This is a genomic window from Cryobacterium sp. MP_M3 (genome assembly GCF_015752155.1).
Lineage (GTDB): Bacteria > Actinomycetota > Actinomycetes > Actinomycetales > Microbacteriaceae > Cryobacterium.
This window is the reverse complement of record NZ_JADOVI010000004.1, coordinates 176616-190816: the sequence shown is the minus strand read 5'-3', so window position 1 is coordinate 190816 and position 14201 is coordinate 176616. Positions and strand designations below refer to the sequence as shown.

Below are 14201 nucleotides of genomic sequence, written 5' to 3'. Positions count from 1 at the left end.
CCATGACCAAACACTGGACTCCGCTCGCGCTCGTCTACCTGGCCCTGAGCCTGGCCGGACTCATCGGCACCTGGTCCTTCAACATCCTCGCAATCGTCGGCCTGCGGGACTTCATCGGCGACTGGGTGGGCAGCGGCCCGGCCGTCTCCTCCCTGACGGTCGACCTGCTCGTCGCCGCGGTGGCGGGCAGCATCCTGATCATCGTCGAGGCACGCCGGCTCGGGATGCGATGGGGCTGGCTGTACGTGGTGTTGTCCGGCCTGACCGCGTTCGCCTTCACCTTCCCGCTGTTCCTCGCGATGCGGGAACGCACCCTCCAGGCCGCACGCGCGACCGTCGTGGGCTGAGCCGGGGCTGGCGTTCCCGGTGGATTCCCAGCCGGGACGGCCGGCCGGTCTGGTTCACTGGTCGCAGGAGGGGAGTAGTCCCCGACGTTGCGCCGTCACCACGATTCCCCCGGCGGAATCCGGCGCAGCGGGTCCGAGAGGGCCGGACGAGACCTCCAGTTGGAATCCCGACTGGAAGGCATGATTCATGAATGTTCCCCTCTCCGCCTGGCTGATCGTCTTCGGCGCCATCGCCGTGATGCTCGCCGTCGACCTGTTCGCCCACCGCACCGCGCACGTGATCGGAGTGCGGGAGGCGGCCGCCTGGTCGGTGGCCTGGGTGCTCGTCGCGGTCGGCTTCGGCGCCGGGATCTGGGTCGTCGCCGGTGCCGAGTTCGGGCAGCAGTACTTCGCGGGCTACCTGATCGAGAAGTCGCTCTCGGTGGACAACGTCTTCGTCTGGGCGATCATCTTCTCGGCCTTCGCCGTGCCGCGCCAGTACCAGCACCGGGTGCTCTTCCTCGGCGTGGTCGGGGCCCTCGTGCTGCGCGGGGCGTTCATCGCGGCCGGAGCCATCCTGATCGAGAGCTTCTCCTGGGTGCTCTACCTGTTCGCCGCTTTCCTGATCTACACCGGCTACCGGATGATCCGGCAGCGCAACGAGCATGTGCACCCCGAGAAGTCACCGGTGCTGCGGGTCTTCCGTCGCCTGGTGCCGATGACCGACGCCTTCCACGAGCAACGGCTCCTCATCCGCCGCGGCGGTGTGCTGCTGGCCACCCCGCTGCTGGCGGTGCTGGTGCTGGTGGAGGTGACCGACGTCGTCTTCGCGGTGGACTCGATCCCGGCGATCTTCGCCGTCACGAGCGAACCGTTCATCGTCTTCGCCGCGAACGCGTTCGCCATCCTCGGTCTCCGGGCGATGTACTTCCTCCTCGCCGACCTCATGCACCGGTTCGTCTACCTGAGGATCGGACTCGCGCTGGTGCTCGTCTGGGTGGGCGTCAAGATGCTGCTGCTCGACCTGTTCTACGTTCCGACCACCGTGTCACTGCTCGTCGTCGCCTCGATCATCGGGGTCTCGATCGTGCTCAGCCTCCGCGCGACGCGCGGCCAGGGTCGCCGCCCCGTCGCGGCCGAGTCGGCCGGGGCGTTCCGGATGGCGAGCGCGGAGGAAATCGAGGCCCTCGAACCGATCTGGGGAGCCGGCTCGCGCCGGACCGAGAAGGACCGGGCCGAGAAGGACCGGAGCGAGAAGGGCCGCGGCTAGAAGGGGAAGAGCAGGCGGTGCAGGAACTGGCGGGTGCGTTCCTGGGTCGGGTTGCGGAGCAGCTGCTTCGGGTCGCCGTGCTCGACGATGGTTCCGCCGTCGACGAAGGCGACCTCGGTAGCGACCTCCCGGGCGAACTCGAGTTCGTGCGTGACGATGACCATGGTCCAGCCCTCGACCGCGAGTTCCTTGATCAACCGCAGCACGTCGCCGACGAGTTCGGGGTCGAGCGACGATGTCGGCTCGTCGAAGAGCAGCAACTGAGGGCGCAGCGCGAGGGCACGAACGATCCCGACCCGCTGCTGCTGGCCGCCGGAGAGCTCGAACGGGTGGGCATCCCGCTTGTCGGCCAGGCCGACCCGGTCGAGCAGGGCGAGTGCCTCCGCCGTGGCTTCCGCGCGCGGCCGGCCCTGCACGATGATCGGACCCTCGATCACGTTCTCGAGCACCGTCTTGTGCGGGAACAGGTTGTAGTTCTGGAAGACCATCGCGGAGCGGTCGCGCAGCGCGGTGAGCTCCTTCCGCACCGGCGCGGTGCCGAAATCGAGGGTCACCTCAGCACCGATGGAAATGGTGCCGCCGTCGGCGAGCTCGAGCCCGTTGAGACATCGGAGGATGGTCGTCTTCCCCGACCCGGACGGCCCGATCAGGGCGAGGACCTGGCCTCGGCCCACCGTGAGATCGATCGATTCGAGCACCCGGTTCGTGCCGAAGCTCTTGCGCAGGCCCCGAACTCTCAGCAGGGGTTCCGGGGCGGGAACGCCGACGGGCGCGGCATCCGCCGGCAGGTCAGTGGGCGACATAGCGGTCCAATCGCGTCTCGAGCACACCCTGCACCGAGGAGAGGGCGAGGCAGATCACCCAGTAGACCAGGGCGGCCTCGAGGTAGAGCAGCATGAACTCCTGGCTGAAGGCGGCCACCTGCTGCGCCTGCCGGAACAGCTCGGTGACCAGGATCAACGAGGCCAGGGAGGTGTCCTTGACCAGGCTGATGAAGGTGTTCGACAAGGGCGGGACGGAGACCCGGGCGGCCTGGGGCAGGATGATCCGGGTGAGGGCGCGGCGGTGGGACATGCCGATCATGTAGGCGGCCTCCCACTGTCCCTTGGGCACGGAGAGGATCGCGGCGCGAATCACTTCCGCCGCATAGCCCCCGACGTTGACCGAGAAGGCGATCACCGCACTCGGCCACGGGTCGATCAGCACGCCCAGCGACGGCAGCCCGTAGAAGATCACGAACAGCTGCACCAGGAGCGGGGTGCCGCGCACGATCGAGATGTACACCCGCGCGATCGATGAGATCCACCGACGCCGGGACAGCCGCATCAGCGCGAGCACGAGGGCGAGGGCCAGACCGACGGCGAATGACACCAGGGCCAGCGGGATCGTCCCCGTGACGGCACCCAGCACGATCGGTCCGAGCGAGCTCAGGAACAGGTCCCACGTGGATTGGTTCATGCGAAGGGGTCCAGGATCTTGCTCGAGGCTGACTGGGGGTGGCGCGGTCTCAGGCTACCGGGAGACGTCGGCCCCGAAGTACTTGTCGGAGATCGTCGCGAGGGTTCCGTCGGTGCTGAGTTCCGCGAGCGCCTTGTCGACGGCGCCGGCGAGCTTGGTGCTGCCCTTCTTGAACGCGAACGCGCTCTCGGACTGGTCCTTGGTGGTCGCGGCGACCTTGAGCCCGGCCGCGCCGGTCTGCTTCTTGTAATCGAGGTAGGTGAGCTTGTCGTTGACCGTGGCATCGACGCGGCCCTGTTCGACGAGGGCGACCGACTGGGCCCAGCCCTCGACGGCCTGCACGTTCGCGCCGCTCTCCGTGGCGAGGGCGTTCCAGTTGCTGGTCAGCGACTGGGCGCTGGTCTTGCCGGCCAGGGTGGCGAACGAGGTGATCGAGGTGTTGTCGCTCTTCACGACGATGACGCCCGAGGAATAGGTGTACGGCTTCGAGAACTCGTACTTCGCGGTGCGCTCCGGGGTGATCGAGACCTGGTTGGCGATGACGTCGAACCGGTCAGCTTCGAGACCGGCGAAGATGCCGTCCCACTGGGTTTCCTCGAACTTGGCCTTGACGCCCAGCTTCGCGGCGACGGCCTGCGCCACCTCGACGTCGAACCCGGTGAGCGGTCCGGAGCCTGCGTCATGGAAGGAGAACGGGCGGTAGGTTCCCTCCGTGCCCACGGTGAGGGTGCCGGCCTTCTGCACGGACGACAGCGAGGTGTCGCCGCTCGTCGCGGCCGTCTTGCCCTGGTCTGCACCGCCGGCGGAGCAGCCGGCCAGTGAAACGGCAACCGCTGTGAGAAGAACCGCCGACATGATCTTGAGCTTCATTATTTCTGGCCTAACCGGGATGCGGGTGGGAACGTCAGGGTGGAGACGGTCCGCAGGTGACGAAATCGCAGGGTGCAGGATTTCCGTGGCTCGCCTGAAGGCGACGTCCGAAGACTAACAAGCGCCCGGCGACCGCGGGTATTCCCGTGACGCCGGGTTACTTGCACGGACCCGGGCCTCCCGTCAATGCCTTGCCCGGCCGTTCCGGGCCGAAGTAGGTTGTGCCCGTCGACTCAACCCGAAGGAGTCCCCTGATGCTCAGCGCTGCCCAACACGATCGATCCGCAGCCGTGCTCCTCGGGCTGGCCTGCGGGGATGCCCTCGGCGCCGGCTACGAATTCGCCGGTCCCCTCCCGGCGAATACGCCGGTCAGTATGCGCGGAGGGGGCGGCTTCCACTGGGCGCCCGGGGAATGGACCGACTACACGGCCATGGCCGTGCCGATCGCGATCGCCGCGTCGAAGGACCGCGACCTTGCCGCCGACGCCGTGCTGGACGACATCGTGGCTGAATGGGTGGGCTGGGCCCGGTCCGCGCCCTACGCCGGGATCCAGCTCGGCGCGGTGCTCTCCGGCACCGAACCGACGGCGGCGGGCAGCCGGCGGATGGCCAGGGAGCAGCACAACCGCACGGGTCGCAGCGCCGGGAACGGCTCCCTCCTCCGCACCGCCCCGGTGGCGCTGGCCTGCCTGGATGACCCGGCCGCGCTCGCCGGCACCGCCCGCCTGATCAGCGAACTGACCCACGTCGAGGAGGATGCCGGTGACGCCTGCGTACTCTTCGGGCTCGCCCTCCGGCACGCCGTGCTCGAGGGGGAGGCCGACCTCCGAATCGGGCTGGACCTGCTGCCCGCTGCCCGCAGGGACGTGTGGGCGGCGCGGCTGGCCGAGGCCGCCCGGAAGCTTCCGGCCGATTTTCCCCGGAACGGCTGGGTGGTGCAAACCCTGCAGGCCGTGTGGTCGGCGATCAGCCGCACCGAGGAGGATGCCGGCCAGCTGCGGCGGGGCGTGGAGGCGGCCGTCCGCGGGGGCGGCGACACCGACGCGGTGGCAGGGGCTGCCGGCGCGCTCCTGGCCGCGCGCTGGGGACTCGCGGCCGTGCCGGAATCCTGGCGGCGCCTGGTCCAGGGCTGGCCCGGGCTCAGAGGGCCGGACCTGGTGAGCCTGGCCGTGCTCAGCTCCCACGGCGGCCGGTACGGCGAGGACACCGAGCCCGTGCCGTTCCGGCTGCACGTGGTGCGTTAGGCGGCGGGCGGCACCGGGGCCGACGGCGTCATCGCGGAGATGATCTCGTAGGCCACATGGGAGGCCGCGACGGCGGTGATCTGCGCGTGGTCGTAGGCGGGGGCGACCTCGACGACATCGGCGCCGACCAGGTTCACGCCGCGCAGTGCGCGGATCATCGCGAGGAGTTCCCGGCTGGTCATTCCGCCGGCCTCGGGCGTGCCGGTTCCGGGCGCGTGCGCCGGGTCGAGCACGTCGATGTCGATGGACAGGTAGACGGGACGGTCGCCGAGGCGGGCGAGCATCCGTTCGATCGCGCGGGGGAGCCCCTCGGTCTCGAACTCGTGGCTGGCGATGATCGCGAAGCCGAGGCGTTCGTCGTCACGGAGGTCGTCGCGGGAGTAGAGGGGGCCGCGGATGCCGACGTGCAGGCTCGCGGTGAGGTCGATCAGGCCCTCCTCGGATGCCCGGCGGAACGGCGTGCCGTGGGTGACCGGGGCGCCGAAGTAGGTGTCCCAGGTGTCGAGGTGCGCGTCGAAGTGCAGCACCGCCACCGGGCCGTGCCGCTCGGCCACGACCCGCAGCAGCGGGAGGGCGATCGTGTGGTCGCCGCCGATGACCACGAGCCGCTTGCCGTCGGCGGAGAGCTCGGCCGCGGCGGCCTGGATCTGGGCGACGGCTTCGGTGAGGTTGAACGGGTTCGCGGCGATGTCGCCGGCGTCGACGACCTGCTGGCTGGAGAACGGTTCGACGTCCTGCACCGGGTTGTAGGGGCGGAGCAGGCGGGAGGCCTCGCGCACGTGCGCCGGGCCGAAGCGGGCCCCCGGACGGTAGCTGACCCCGGAGTCGAAGGGCACGCCGACCACGGCGATGTCGGCGCGCTTCACGTCTTCGAGCCGGGGGAGCCGGGCGAAGGTGGCGATCCCGGCATAGCGCGGGACGAGGCTGGCGTCGACCGGACCGATGGGTGAGTCTCCGTTGACCATGGTGTTCCTTGCTTGTTCAGTCGAGCGGTGGCACTGTGACGCAATTAAAAGTGTCTCAGAGGCAATATTGGTGTGGGTCGAGTCTGCGGGCAGGCCCGGCCGTTGTCAAGGTCATCCGGGCGGCAGTCAGGAACGCAGGGCGAGCGCGAACGGCAGCACCGCCCCCACGCCCTGGCGGCGGAGCAGACGGCCGGCCACGGTGAGGGTCCAGCGGCTGTCGGCAAGGTCGTCGACGAGCAGAACGGGGCGCCCGGCGAAGGGAGCCAGCGCCTCGGCCAGTGCCGGCCCGACCGCGAACCGGTCCCAGACCGAGGACAGCCGGTAGGCGCTGTTGCCGCCCGGGGTGCCGACCGGGCCGCCGCCGACCAGGTCGAGCGACCCGAGCCAGGGCAGGCGGCCGGCGTCGGCGAACGCCCGGCCGACCGAGTCGACGAGCAGCGGATGCCGCCGTGACGGCACGCAGACCACCGCGGCCGGTCGTTCGTCCCAGCCCCAGTCGGCGAGCACCCGGAAACACGCGGCCGTCATGGCCGCGCTCGCCGGGGCATCGGGGGCGTCGATCGCGAACACGTCGCGCAACGGGCCACCCCAGCCGAGGTCGGTCAAGCGGGCGAGGGCGCGGCCGGTTCCGAGCCTTTCGGCCACCGGGATGTTGCCGCGCACGTCGACGCCGAGGCTCGCCACCCCGGTGGGCCACTGGGCCCGGGGCTCGATGGCGACGCCGACCCGGTCGAGCGACGCGGCGGCGACGGCCGCCGCCTCGTCGGCGACCCCCGACGGGTACCAGGCCTCGGTGCAGCTGTCGCAGCGGCCGCAGGCCACGGCGGTGTCGTCGTCGAGGGCCCGCTGCAGGAACTCCATCCGGCACCCGGTGGTGCGTTCGTAGTCGATCATCGCCTGTTGCTCGCTCAGCCGGGCCGCTGCGATGCGCTCGTACCGGTCCTCGTCGTAGACCCAGGGCTGCCCGGTCGCGACCCAGCCGCCGGTGACCCGGCGCACGGCGCCGTCGACGTCGAGCACCTTGAGCAGCAGTTCCAGCGGGGAACGCTTGAGGTCGACCCGTGCCTCCAGAGCCGGTGTGGAGAGCGGGGCCCCACCGTGGGCGGCGAGCGCACCGAGCACGGCCTCCGCCTTGTGCCGGCTCGGCATCGACGAGGTGGCGAAGTACTGCCAGATCGCCTCGTCCTCGACCCCCGGCAGCAGGAGCACGTCCGCGTTCGCGGTGGCACGGCCCGCACGGCCGACCTGCTGGTAGTAGGCCACCGGGGAACTGGGCGCGCCGAGATGCAGCACGAAGCCGAGGTCGGGCTTGTCGAAGCCCATCCCGAGGGCGCTGGTGGCGACGAGGGCCTTGACCTCGTTGCGCTTGAGCATGCCCTCTGACTCCTCACGCTCGGCGGTGTCGGTCTGGCCCGTGTAGGCCCGCACCGGATGCCCGGCCTCCCGCAGCATCCGGGCGGTGTCCTCGGCCGCGGAGACGGTAAGCGTGTAGATGATGCCACTGCCCGGCAGCTCGGCCAGGTGGCTGAGCAGCCACGCCAGCCGGGCACGGGAATCGGGAAGCCGGAGCACGCCGAGGCGCAGGGAGGCCCGGGCGAGCGGGCCGCGGATGGTGACGACCTCCGCGCCGCCGGCGGTCGAGCCGCCGGCGGTCGGGCCGCCGGCGGTCGGGCCGCCGGTGGTCGGGCCTGCCCCGACCCCCACCGCCGCCCCGACCTGCTCGGCGACATCCGTCACGACCCGGCTGTTGGCGGTCGCGGTCGTGGCCAGCACGGGCACGCCGGGCGGCATCTCCGCGATCAGGTCGCGCAGCCGCCGGTAGTCCGGGCGGAAGTCATGGCCCCAGTCGGAGATGCAGTGCGCCTCATCGACCACGAGCAGCCCGACCCTGGCGATCAGCGCGGGGAGTTGCTCATCGCGGAAGGCCGGGTTGTTCAGCCGTTCGGGCGACACCAGCAGCACGTCGACCTCGTCGTCGCGGAGCTTCTGCAGAACCTCGGCCCACTCGTGGGCGTTGGACGAATTGATCGACACCGCCCGCACCCCCGCGCGGGCGGCCGCGGCCACCTGGTCGCGCATCAGGGCGAGCAGCGGCGAGACGAGGATGGTCGGCCCGGCGCCCTGGCGGCGCAGCAGCAGGGTCGCCACGAAGTAGACGGCCGACTTGCCCCAGCCGGTGCGCTGCACCACGAGCGCCCGTTTGCGCGCGTCGACCAGGGTCTCGATCGCCTCGAACTGGCCCTCGTGGAAGTCGGCGTCGTCGCGACCGACCAGGCTGCGCAGGATCTCAAGGGCGGCGGCACGGGTGTCGGTCATCGGCCCAGCCTTGCAGACGCAGGTGACAGTGCGCCCCACGTGCCCCCAGACCTGCGGGCGCCTGAACTGGGAATGGCGGCGAAGGCGGCACCCGCCATAGCGTGCATGTTGGCGCAGTATCGATTGTGCTCTCAACATTCGGGGGAATGATGCGCTCGCTGACGACCGCCGCGCCCGGCCATCCGGGCGGAACACGCACGACATGACGCGTCGACGGGTTTTCACGCCGGACACGGTGACGGTCATGTACTCGACGCCGCGTCGGGGGACCCTGAGCTACGTGGGGTTGCTCATCTACATCGCCGGAACGACGGTCTGCTGGGACCGGCTCGCGCTCTGGCCGTGGGTCGCGATGACCGCCGCCGCAGCCCTGGTGCTCTTCATCCTGGGCACGCTGTGGATCGTCCAGGACGACCGCGAGGCGCGTGCCCGGCGGACAGACGGTTGAGCGCGTCGGGCCCTTTGAGCGCGTCGGACAGTTAAACCGCGTCGAGGCGGGCGGCCACATCGGCCGGGAAGCCGCCGGTGCCGATGGGGCTCCACCGGGTGGGCGTGATGCGGATCAGGGACTTGTCCTGCAGCGCCATGGCCGCGCGGTACTCCGCCCAGTCCGAGTGTTCGCCGGCGATGCAGCGGAAGTACTCGACCAGGCCGTCGGCCGCCTCGGGCATGTGCAGTACCTCGGCGTCACCGTCGACCTGGATCCAGCCGCCGTCCCAGTCGTCCGAGAGCACGAGAACGGACGCGCGCACGTCCCGTTCGGCGTTGCGGGTCTTGGCCCTGGCCGGGTAGGAGGCGATCACGATCCGTCCCCACGGGTCGACCCCGCCGGACACGGGTGAGATCTGCGGGCGGCCGTCGGCGCGGGTGGTGGCCAGCAGCATCCGGTGCCGTGGCCGGACGAAATCGAGCATGCCGTCCTGGTCGACGACGGTGGTGGTTGCGATGCTTCTGGCCATCCAGCAAGGCTACGGCAGTTACCCGTGCTCCGCCGGGGAGTCGCGCCGTCTCCGCGCCGGGCGTCGCTAGGCTCGCAGCGTGAAGGTGATTCAGGAACTCGAGACCCGTATGCACCCGGATGCCATCGCCGGCTTCCGGCTGGTGGTCGCCGAGGCGCGGGTCACCGATTCGATCCTGCTCCCCGAGCGGGCGATGACGCGCATGCTCGGCCAGGTGCGGTGGATCCTGCGCCGGGTCGGGGCCGACGGCATCCGCCTCACCAGGGCCGGCCACCTGCCGCCCGCAGTCGTGGCGGCCGCGTCGGCCGAACTCGACTGGGACTGGCCGACCGGGGCGAACCGGGAGTCCAACCTGCTCCCGCTGGCCGAGTTGCGCGCCCACCTGCGGTCGGTCGGGCTGCTGCGGGTGAGCAAGGGCGTGCTGCTGCTGACCAGCCGTGGCCGGGCGCTCGCCGAGGCTCCGCGGGAGCTGTGGTGGCATCTCGCGCGCACCATCCACATCAGCCGGAACCCGGCCGAAAGCGACGCGGTCAACCTGCTGCTCGTGCTCATCGCCCGGCGCGGCTTCGACGAGGCGGAACTCTTCACCCAGATGCTCGCCCTCGGCCTGGAGACCCTGGGCTGGGTGGCCCCCGACGGCGCCCAGCTGTCCAGCCACGTGGCGATGGCCCTGGTCGCCCCCAAGTGGCGGCTGCTCAACCAGCTCGGGGTCTTCGCGCGCACCCCGGACGACTACCGGCACTGGACGATCACCCCCGGCGGGGCTGCCTTCGCCCGTGCCGCCCTGCAGACCGACGTCGAGTCCCGGGACTACGACTGACAATTGCCGGCCGGCTCCCGCGCGCGGCCGCGCGCCGCAACGGATGCCGTCAACCGCCGAGCGGGAAGTCCCGGCTCTCGCCGGGCGAGAGCCGGGCCTCCCGTCCCTCCACCCGCACCGTGATCGGTGCCGCTCCTCCCGCCCGCAGCCGGACTCGCAGGGTGGCCGGGGTGAGCTCGAGCCGGATCGGCTGGTCACGATAGTTGATGCTGAAGGCCACCTCGTCCAGCTCGGCGGGGAGCACCGGGTGGAGCCAGAGCACGTCGTCCCTGATCTCCAGGCCGCTGTAGCAGCGGAGCACCATGTCGACGGAGCCGGCCATCGCCCCGAGGTGGATGCCCTCGTGCGTGGTGTCGCCCTGGATGTCGGCGAGGCCGCTCGCCAGTGCCCGGCCGAGGAACTGCCAGGACCGTTCCCGATCGCGACGAGCCTCCACCCACGAGTGCACCACGTTGCTCAACGTCGACCCGTGGGTGGAGCGAATGCTGTAGAAGTCCACCGTGCGCACGACGGCCTCCGGGGACAACTCATAGCCGAGCGCCTCGAGCTGTTCACGCAGCTCCTCGGCCGAGAACAGGTAGAGCAGCATGAGCACGTCGGCCTGTTTGGAGAGCCGGTAGTTGTTGGTGCTGTCGCCCTCCGCATTGAGGATCAGGTCGAGCCTGCCCAGGTCGCCATAGCGCTCCCGGTACCCCGCCCAGTCGAACTCAGGGAGGTCCTCGTAGCCGTCGAACTGGCTGGGCACCCCGTCGGAGTGGAACGGCACCCGCATCCGTCGGCTGATTCGTTCCCAGCCGTCCACCTCGTCCGGGCGCAGGCGGAGGCGGTTCCAGAGCGGGCGGCAATTGCGCCCGGCCAGCAGGGCCACCGTCTCGACCGCCCGGCCGAGCACCCACGCCGTCATCACATTCGTGTAGGTGTTGTTGCGCAGCCCGGCACCCGGTGCCCCCGGCGGGCCGTCGTGGAACTCGTCCGGTCCCATCACCCCGTCGATGTCGTAGCGGTCCTCGGACCGGTCGTGGGTGGTGAGGGAGGCGAAGAAGCGGGCGATCTCGAGGATGAGCTCCGCGCCCTGGTGCACGAGGAAGTCGGCGTCGCCGGTGGCCTGGTAGTACTTCCATACGCTGTAGGCGATGGCCAGGCCGACGTGCCGTTGTTTGTAGGAGTTGTCCGGCAGCCAGCGGCCCGAGCGCGGATTGAACAGTTCGGCAGGGGTCACTTCCCGCCCGTCGATGCCGCTCTGCCACGGGAACATCGCGCCGGTGAACCCGGCCGCCCGGGCCGCGGCCCGTGCCTCGTTCAGACGCCGGTACCGGTAGCCGAGCAGCGCCCGGCTCAGGTCGGGCCGGCGGAGGGTGAGCATCGGGTAGACGAACGTCTCGTCCCAGAAGACATGCCCGCGGTAGCCCTCTCCGCTGAGACCCCTCGCCGGCACCCCCGCATCCAGGTCCGCGTCCACGCCCGCGAGGGTCTGCAGCACGTGGAAGGTGTTCAGGTTGAGCGCGAGCGCCTGGTGGTCGCCGCTCTTCAGGTTCACCGCGAACTCGTCCCAGAGCCCCTCCCATTCCCGTTCGTGGGCGGCGAGGAGTTCGGCCGGGTCGGCCGCCCGCTCCAGCCAGGTGGTGACGGCGGCCGGGGCGGACAGCACGGCCCGGTCCCGGGACGTGCTCACCGCGACCGTCTTCTCGACCCGCACCGGATGCCCCGGTTCAAGCAGCAGGTCGAACTCCTGCGCGACCCAGCCGGCCGGGTCGCTCTCGAACCGGCGCTCAGGGGTGAGCGGACGGTCGCCCGCGAACGCCCGGGTGCGGGCGCCCATGGCGATTTGCACGCCGGAGCGGGTGGTCTCCATCTGCAGCAGCACGGTGTCGGCGGTGACCTGCTCGGTGCTGCAGGCGACGAGGTGGCCGGCGGCCAGCAGCGCATCGGCGACCACATTCCGGTTGGCGACCCGGCCGTCGATGCCGGCCCGCACGGTGACCGGGCCGCTCCAGTCCTCCGCCTCGAACGTGGTCTCGAGCACCGCGAGGTGCGGCGCGGCCTGGGAGACGAACCGGAGCGAGGTGACCGTGCTGGTGTGCCCGGCCAGGTCCCGGATCCGCACGAACCGGGTGAGCACCCCGCGCCGCAGGTCGAGTTCCTGCCGGTAGTCCAAAACCTCGGGGCTGCCGGGCCGGAACCACTCGCCGCCGGCGAACCGGAAGCCGAGCGGCAGCCAATTCGGGGCGTTGACCATGTGCTCATCGTCGCGAGAGTGCTCGCCGAGGTCGGTGTGCAACGGATTGTAGACGCCGGCGAGGTACGTGCCGGGGTAGTGCACGGCATCCGCGGCGCATTCCGGGGCGGCGCCGCGGGTGCCCCAATAGCCGTTTCCGAGCGTGCACAGGGCTTCGCGGCGGCCCTCGGCCTCCGGGTCGAAGCCGTCGAAGCCGAGCAGCCAGGGATCGTCGGCGGCTGCGGGGGAGCGGCCCTCGGAGCGGCCCTCAGTGCGGCCCTCGGGCTCGGCGCCGGCCCGGCTCGTCGTCGAGTCCATGCCAGTCCCTTCGCTCGCACCGCGGCCACCATGCCCGCCCGCGGGTGGTTGGATTGACCCATGACCTCCACAGCGCCCAGCGACACCGCGGCCTCGACCACAGCGTACATCGACGACTTCGCCCGGTTTATCACGGCGTCGCCGTCGTCGTACCACGCGGCGGCTGAGGCCGCCCGGCGCCTGGACGAGGGCGGTTTCACCCGGCTGAGCGAGTCGGACGAGTGGCCGGCCGAGCCCGGCCGGCGCTATGTCGTGCGCGACGGCGCCATGGTCGCCTGGCTGCAGCCGGCGGGCGCCGGGCCGACGACGCCGTTCCGGATCCTCGGTGCCCACACCGACTCGCCCGGTTTCAAGCTCAAGCCCAGGCCCACGATCGGCTCGCACGGCTGGTTGCAGGCGGGCGTCGAGGTCTACGGCGGCCCGCTGCTCAACTCCTGGCTCGACCGCGAACTCGAGCTCGCCGGCCGGCTCGTCACCCGGGACGGCGTCGAGCATCTCGTGCGAACCGGCCCGTTCCTGCGCATCCCGCAGCTCGCGATCCACCTCGACCGGGACGCGAACACGGGCCTCACCCTCGATCGCCAGCGCCACCTGACCCCGGTCTTCGGCGTCGGCGACCTGGCCCAGGCCGACCTGGTCGGGCACCTGGCCGGCCTGGCCGGGCTGACGGGGGCGGAGGTCGCCGGCTACGACCTGCTCACCGCCGACAGCCAGGCTCCGGCCCGGTTCGGCCAGGACCTGGCCCTCTTCGCCGCCGGGCGGATGGACAACCTGTCCTCGGTGCACGCCGGCCTCGTCGCGCTCCTGGCGGCCGGCGACCCGGCGCAGGTCTCCTCGCAGGGCGGCTCCGGGCAGATCAGCGTGCTGGCCGCCTTCGACCACGAGGAACTCGGCTCCCAGACCCGCTCGGGGGCGAGCGGCCCGCTGCTGGGCGACATCCTGACCCGGATCGGGGCCGGGCTCGGGGCATCCGTCAGCCAGCGCCTGCGGGCGTACGCCGACTCCTGGTGCGTGTCGGCCGACGCCGGCCACTCCGTGCACCCGAACTACCCGGAGAAGCACGACACGGCGAACCTGCCCATCGCCGGGAGCGGGCCGCTGCTCAAGATCAACGCGACGCAGCGCTACGCCACGGATGCCGCCGGCGCCGCGCTCTGGGCCCGCACCTGCGCGGCGGCCGGGGTCGAGTACCAGGAGTTCGTGTCGAACAACACTGTGCCGTGCGGCTCGACCATCGGGCCGCTGACGGCGACGCGGCTCGGCATCCGCACCGTGGACGTCGGCATCCCGCTGCTCTCGATGCACTCGGCCCGCGAGCTGTGCCACGTGAACGACCCGGTCGCCCTGTCCGCGGCGATCGGCGCGTTCTTCGCCCCCGAACGGTAGCGGCTGCGGGCTGGCCCGGGCCGGGCCGGGCCGGGAAAAACTATAGACAGCGGC

The 14201-nt window shown here is 71.1% G+C and carries 13 protein-coding genes; 6 read left to right on the top strand and 7 right to left on the bottom strand.

What is annotated here, in order from left to right; genetic code table 11:
• Positions 1 to 2 precede the first annotated feature (2 nt).
• Positions 3 to 347, top strand: a complete 345-nt coding sequence (locus IWX89_RS06980; protein WP_196902826.1) for a DUF2834 domain-containing protein — start codon at positions 3 to 5, stop codon at positions 345 to 347.
• 187 nt (positions 348 to 534) lie between these two features.
• A complete protein-coding gene (locus IWX89_RS06975; RefSeq protein ID WP_196902825.1) occupies positions 535 to 1596 on the top strand; it encodes a TerC family protein in 1062 nt (353 codons plus the stop codon).
• Here the strand turns inward: IWX89_RS06975 and IWX89_RS06970 are convergent.
• The 3 genes from IWX89_RS06970 to IWX89_RS06960 are packed head-to-tail and all read right to left on the bottom strand — an operon-like array spanning position 1593 to position 3924.
• Positions 1593 to 2399: an amino acid ABC transporter ATP-binding protein gene (locus IWX89_RS06970; RefSeq protein WP_304505281.1), complete on the bottom strand. Its 807-nt coding sequence runs from the start codon at positions 2397 to 2399 to the stop codon at positions 1593 to 1595. The genes IWX89_RS06975 and IWX89_RS06970 overlap by 4 nt on opposite strands.
• The gene (locus tag IWX89_RS06965; RefSeq protein ID WP_196902824.1) at positions 2386 to 3054 is read right to left on the bottom strand and encodes an amino acid ABC transporter permease; all 669 of its coding nucleotides are present in this window, start codon (positions 3052 to 3054) and stop codon (positions 2386 to 2388) included. Before IWX89_RS06965 ends, IWX89_RS06970 begins: the two co-directional genes overlap by 14 nt.
• A 54-nt stretch (positions 3055 to 3108) precedes the next feature.
• A complete protein-coding gene (locus IWX89_RS06960; protein WP_196902823.1) occupies positions 3109 to 3924 on the bottom strand; it encodes an amino acid ABC transporter substrate-binding protein in 816 nt (271 codons plus the stop codon).
• Between the two features lie 254 nt (positions 3925 to 4178).
• On the opposite strand from IWX89_RS06960, the gene IWX89_RS06955 reads away from it, so the two are divergent.
• On the top strand, positions 4179 to 5168 hold the full coding sequence (locus tag IWX89_RS06955) for an ADP-ribosylglycohydrolase family protein (RefSeq protein ID WP_196902822.1): 990 nt from the start codon (positions 4179 to 4181) through the stop codon (positions 5166 to 5168).
• Here IWX89_RS06955 and speB read toward each other — a convergent pair.
• The gene (gene speB / locus IWX89_RS06950; protein ID WP_196902821.1) at positions 5165 to 6133 is read right to left on the bottom strand and encodes an agmatinase; all 969 of its coding nucleotides are present in this window, start codon (positions 6131 to 6133) and stop codon (positions 5165 to 5167) included. The two genes, IWX89_RS06955 and speB, sit on opposite strands and share 4 nt — an antisense overlap.
• A gap of 126 nt (positions 6134 to 6259) precedes the next feature.
• On the bottom strand, positions 6260 to 8449 hold the full coding sequence (locus IWX89_RS06945; RefSeq protein ID WP_196902820.1) for an ATP-dependent DNA helicase RecQ: 2190 nt from the start codon (positions 8447 to 8449) through the stop codon (positions 6260 to 6262).
• Positions 8450 to 8651: 202 nt separating this feature from the next.
• Between IWX89_RS06945 and IWX89_RS06940 the strand changes: the two genes are divergently transcribed.
• Positions 8652 to 8897: a hypothetical protein gene (locus tag IWX89_RS06940; protein ID WP_196902819.1), complete on the top strand. Its 246-nt coding sequence runs from the start codon at positions 8652 to 8654 to the stop codon at positions 8895 to 8897.
• A 31-nt stretch (positions 8898 to 8928) separates the two neighbouring features.
• On the opposite strand, the gene IWX89_RS06935 is transcribed toward IWX89_RS06940, so the two are convergent.
• Positions 8929 to 9408: a PPOX class F420-dependent oxidoreductase gene (locus IWX89_RS06935; RefSeq protein WP_196902818.1), complete on the bottom strand. Its 480-nt coding sequence runs from the start codon at positions 9406 to 9408 to the stop codon at positions 8929 to 8931.
• A gap of 79 nt (positions 9409 to 9487) precedes the next feature.
• Here IWX89_RS06935 and IWX89_RS06930 point away from each other — a divergent pair, with 79 nt between their 5' ends.
• Positions 9488 to 10228, top strand: a complete 741-nt coding sequence (locus IWX89_RS06930; RefSeq protein WP_196902817.1) for a hypothetical protein — start codon at positions 9488 to 9490, stop codon at positions 10226 to 10228.
• Between the two features lie 49 nt (positions 10229 to 10277).
• On the opposite strand, the gene IWX89_RS06925 is transcribed toward IWX89_RS06930, so the two are convergent.
• On the bottom strand, positions 10278 to 12761 hold the full coding sequence (locus tag IWX89_RS06925) for a glycoside hydrolase family 65 protein (RefSeq protein WP_196902816.1): 2484 nt from the start codon (positions 12759 to 12761) through the stop codon (positions 10278 to 10280).
• Between the two features lie 60 nt (positions 12762 to 12821).
• On the opposite strand from IWX89_RS06925, the gene IWX89_RS06920 reads away from it, so the two are divergent.
• A complete protein-coding gene (locus tag IWX89_RS06920) occupies positions 12822 to 14147 on the top strand; it encodes a M18 family aminopeptidase (protein ID WP_196902815.1) in 1326 nt (441 codons plus the stop codon).
• Positions 14148 to 14201: the final 54 nt, after the last annotated feature.

Bases quoted from the DNA above. Each gene is read 5' to 3' on its own strand.
- IWX89_RS06965 (WP_196902824.1), bottom strand. From the start codon at position 3,054: ATGAACCAATCCACGTGGGACCTGTTCCTGAGCTCGCTCGGACCGATC.
- IWX89_RS06935 (WP_196902818.1), bottom strand. From the start codon at position 9,408: ATGGCCAGAAGCATCGCAACCACCACCGTCGTCGACCAGGACGGCATG.
- IWX89_RS06975 (WP_196902825.1), top strand. From the start codon at position 535: ATGAATGTTCCCCTCTCCGCCTGGCTGATCGTCTTCGGCGCCATCGCC.
- IWX89_RS06960 (WP_196902823.1), bottom strand. From the start codon at position 3,924: ATGAAGCTCAAGATCATGTCGGCGGTTCTTCTCACAGCGGTTGCCGTT.
- IWX89_RS06925 (WP_196902816.1), bottom strand. From the start codon at position 12,761: ATGGACTCGACGACGAGCCGGGCCGGCGCCGAGCCCGAGGGCCGCACT.
- IWX89_RS06945 (WP_196902820.1), bottom strand. From the start codon at position 8,449: ATGACCGACACCCGTGCCGCCGCCCTTGAGATCCTGCGCAGCCTGGTC.
- IWX89_RS06920 (WP_196902815.1), top strand. From the start codon at position 12,822: ATGACCTCCACAGCGCCCAGCGACACCGCGGCCTCGACCACAGCGTAC.
- IWX89_RS06970 (WP_304505281.1), bottom strand. From the start codon at position 2,399: ATGTCGCCCACTGACCTGCCGGCGGATGCCGCGCCCGTCGGCGTTCCC.
- IWX89_RS06940 (WP_196902819.1), top strand. From the start codon at position 8,652: ATGACGCGTCGACGGGTTTTCACGCCGGACACGGTGACGGTCATGTAC.
- speB (WP_196902821.1), bottom strand. From the start codon at position 6,133: ATGGTCAACGGAGACTCACCCATCGGTCCGGTCGACGCCAGCCTCGTC.
- IWX89_RS06980 (WP_196902826.1), top strand. From the start codon at position 3: ATGACCAAACACTGGACTCCGCTCGCGCTCGTCTACCTGGCCCTGAGC.
- IWX89_RS06955 (WP_196902822.1), top strand. From the start codon at position 4,179: ATGCTCAGCGCTGCCCAACACGATCGATCCGCAGCCGTGCTCCTCGGG.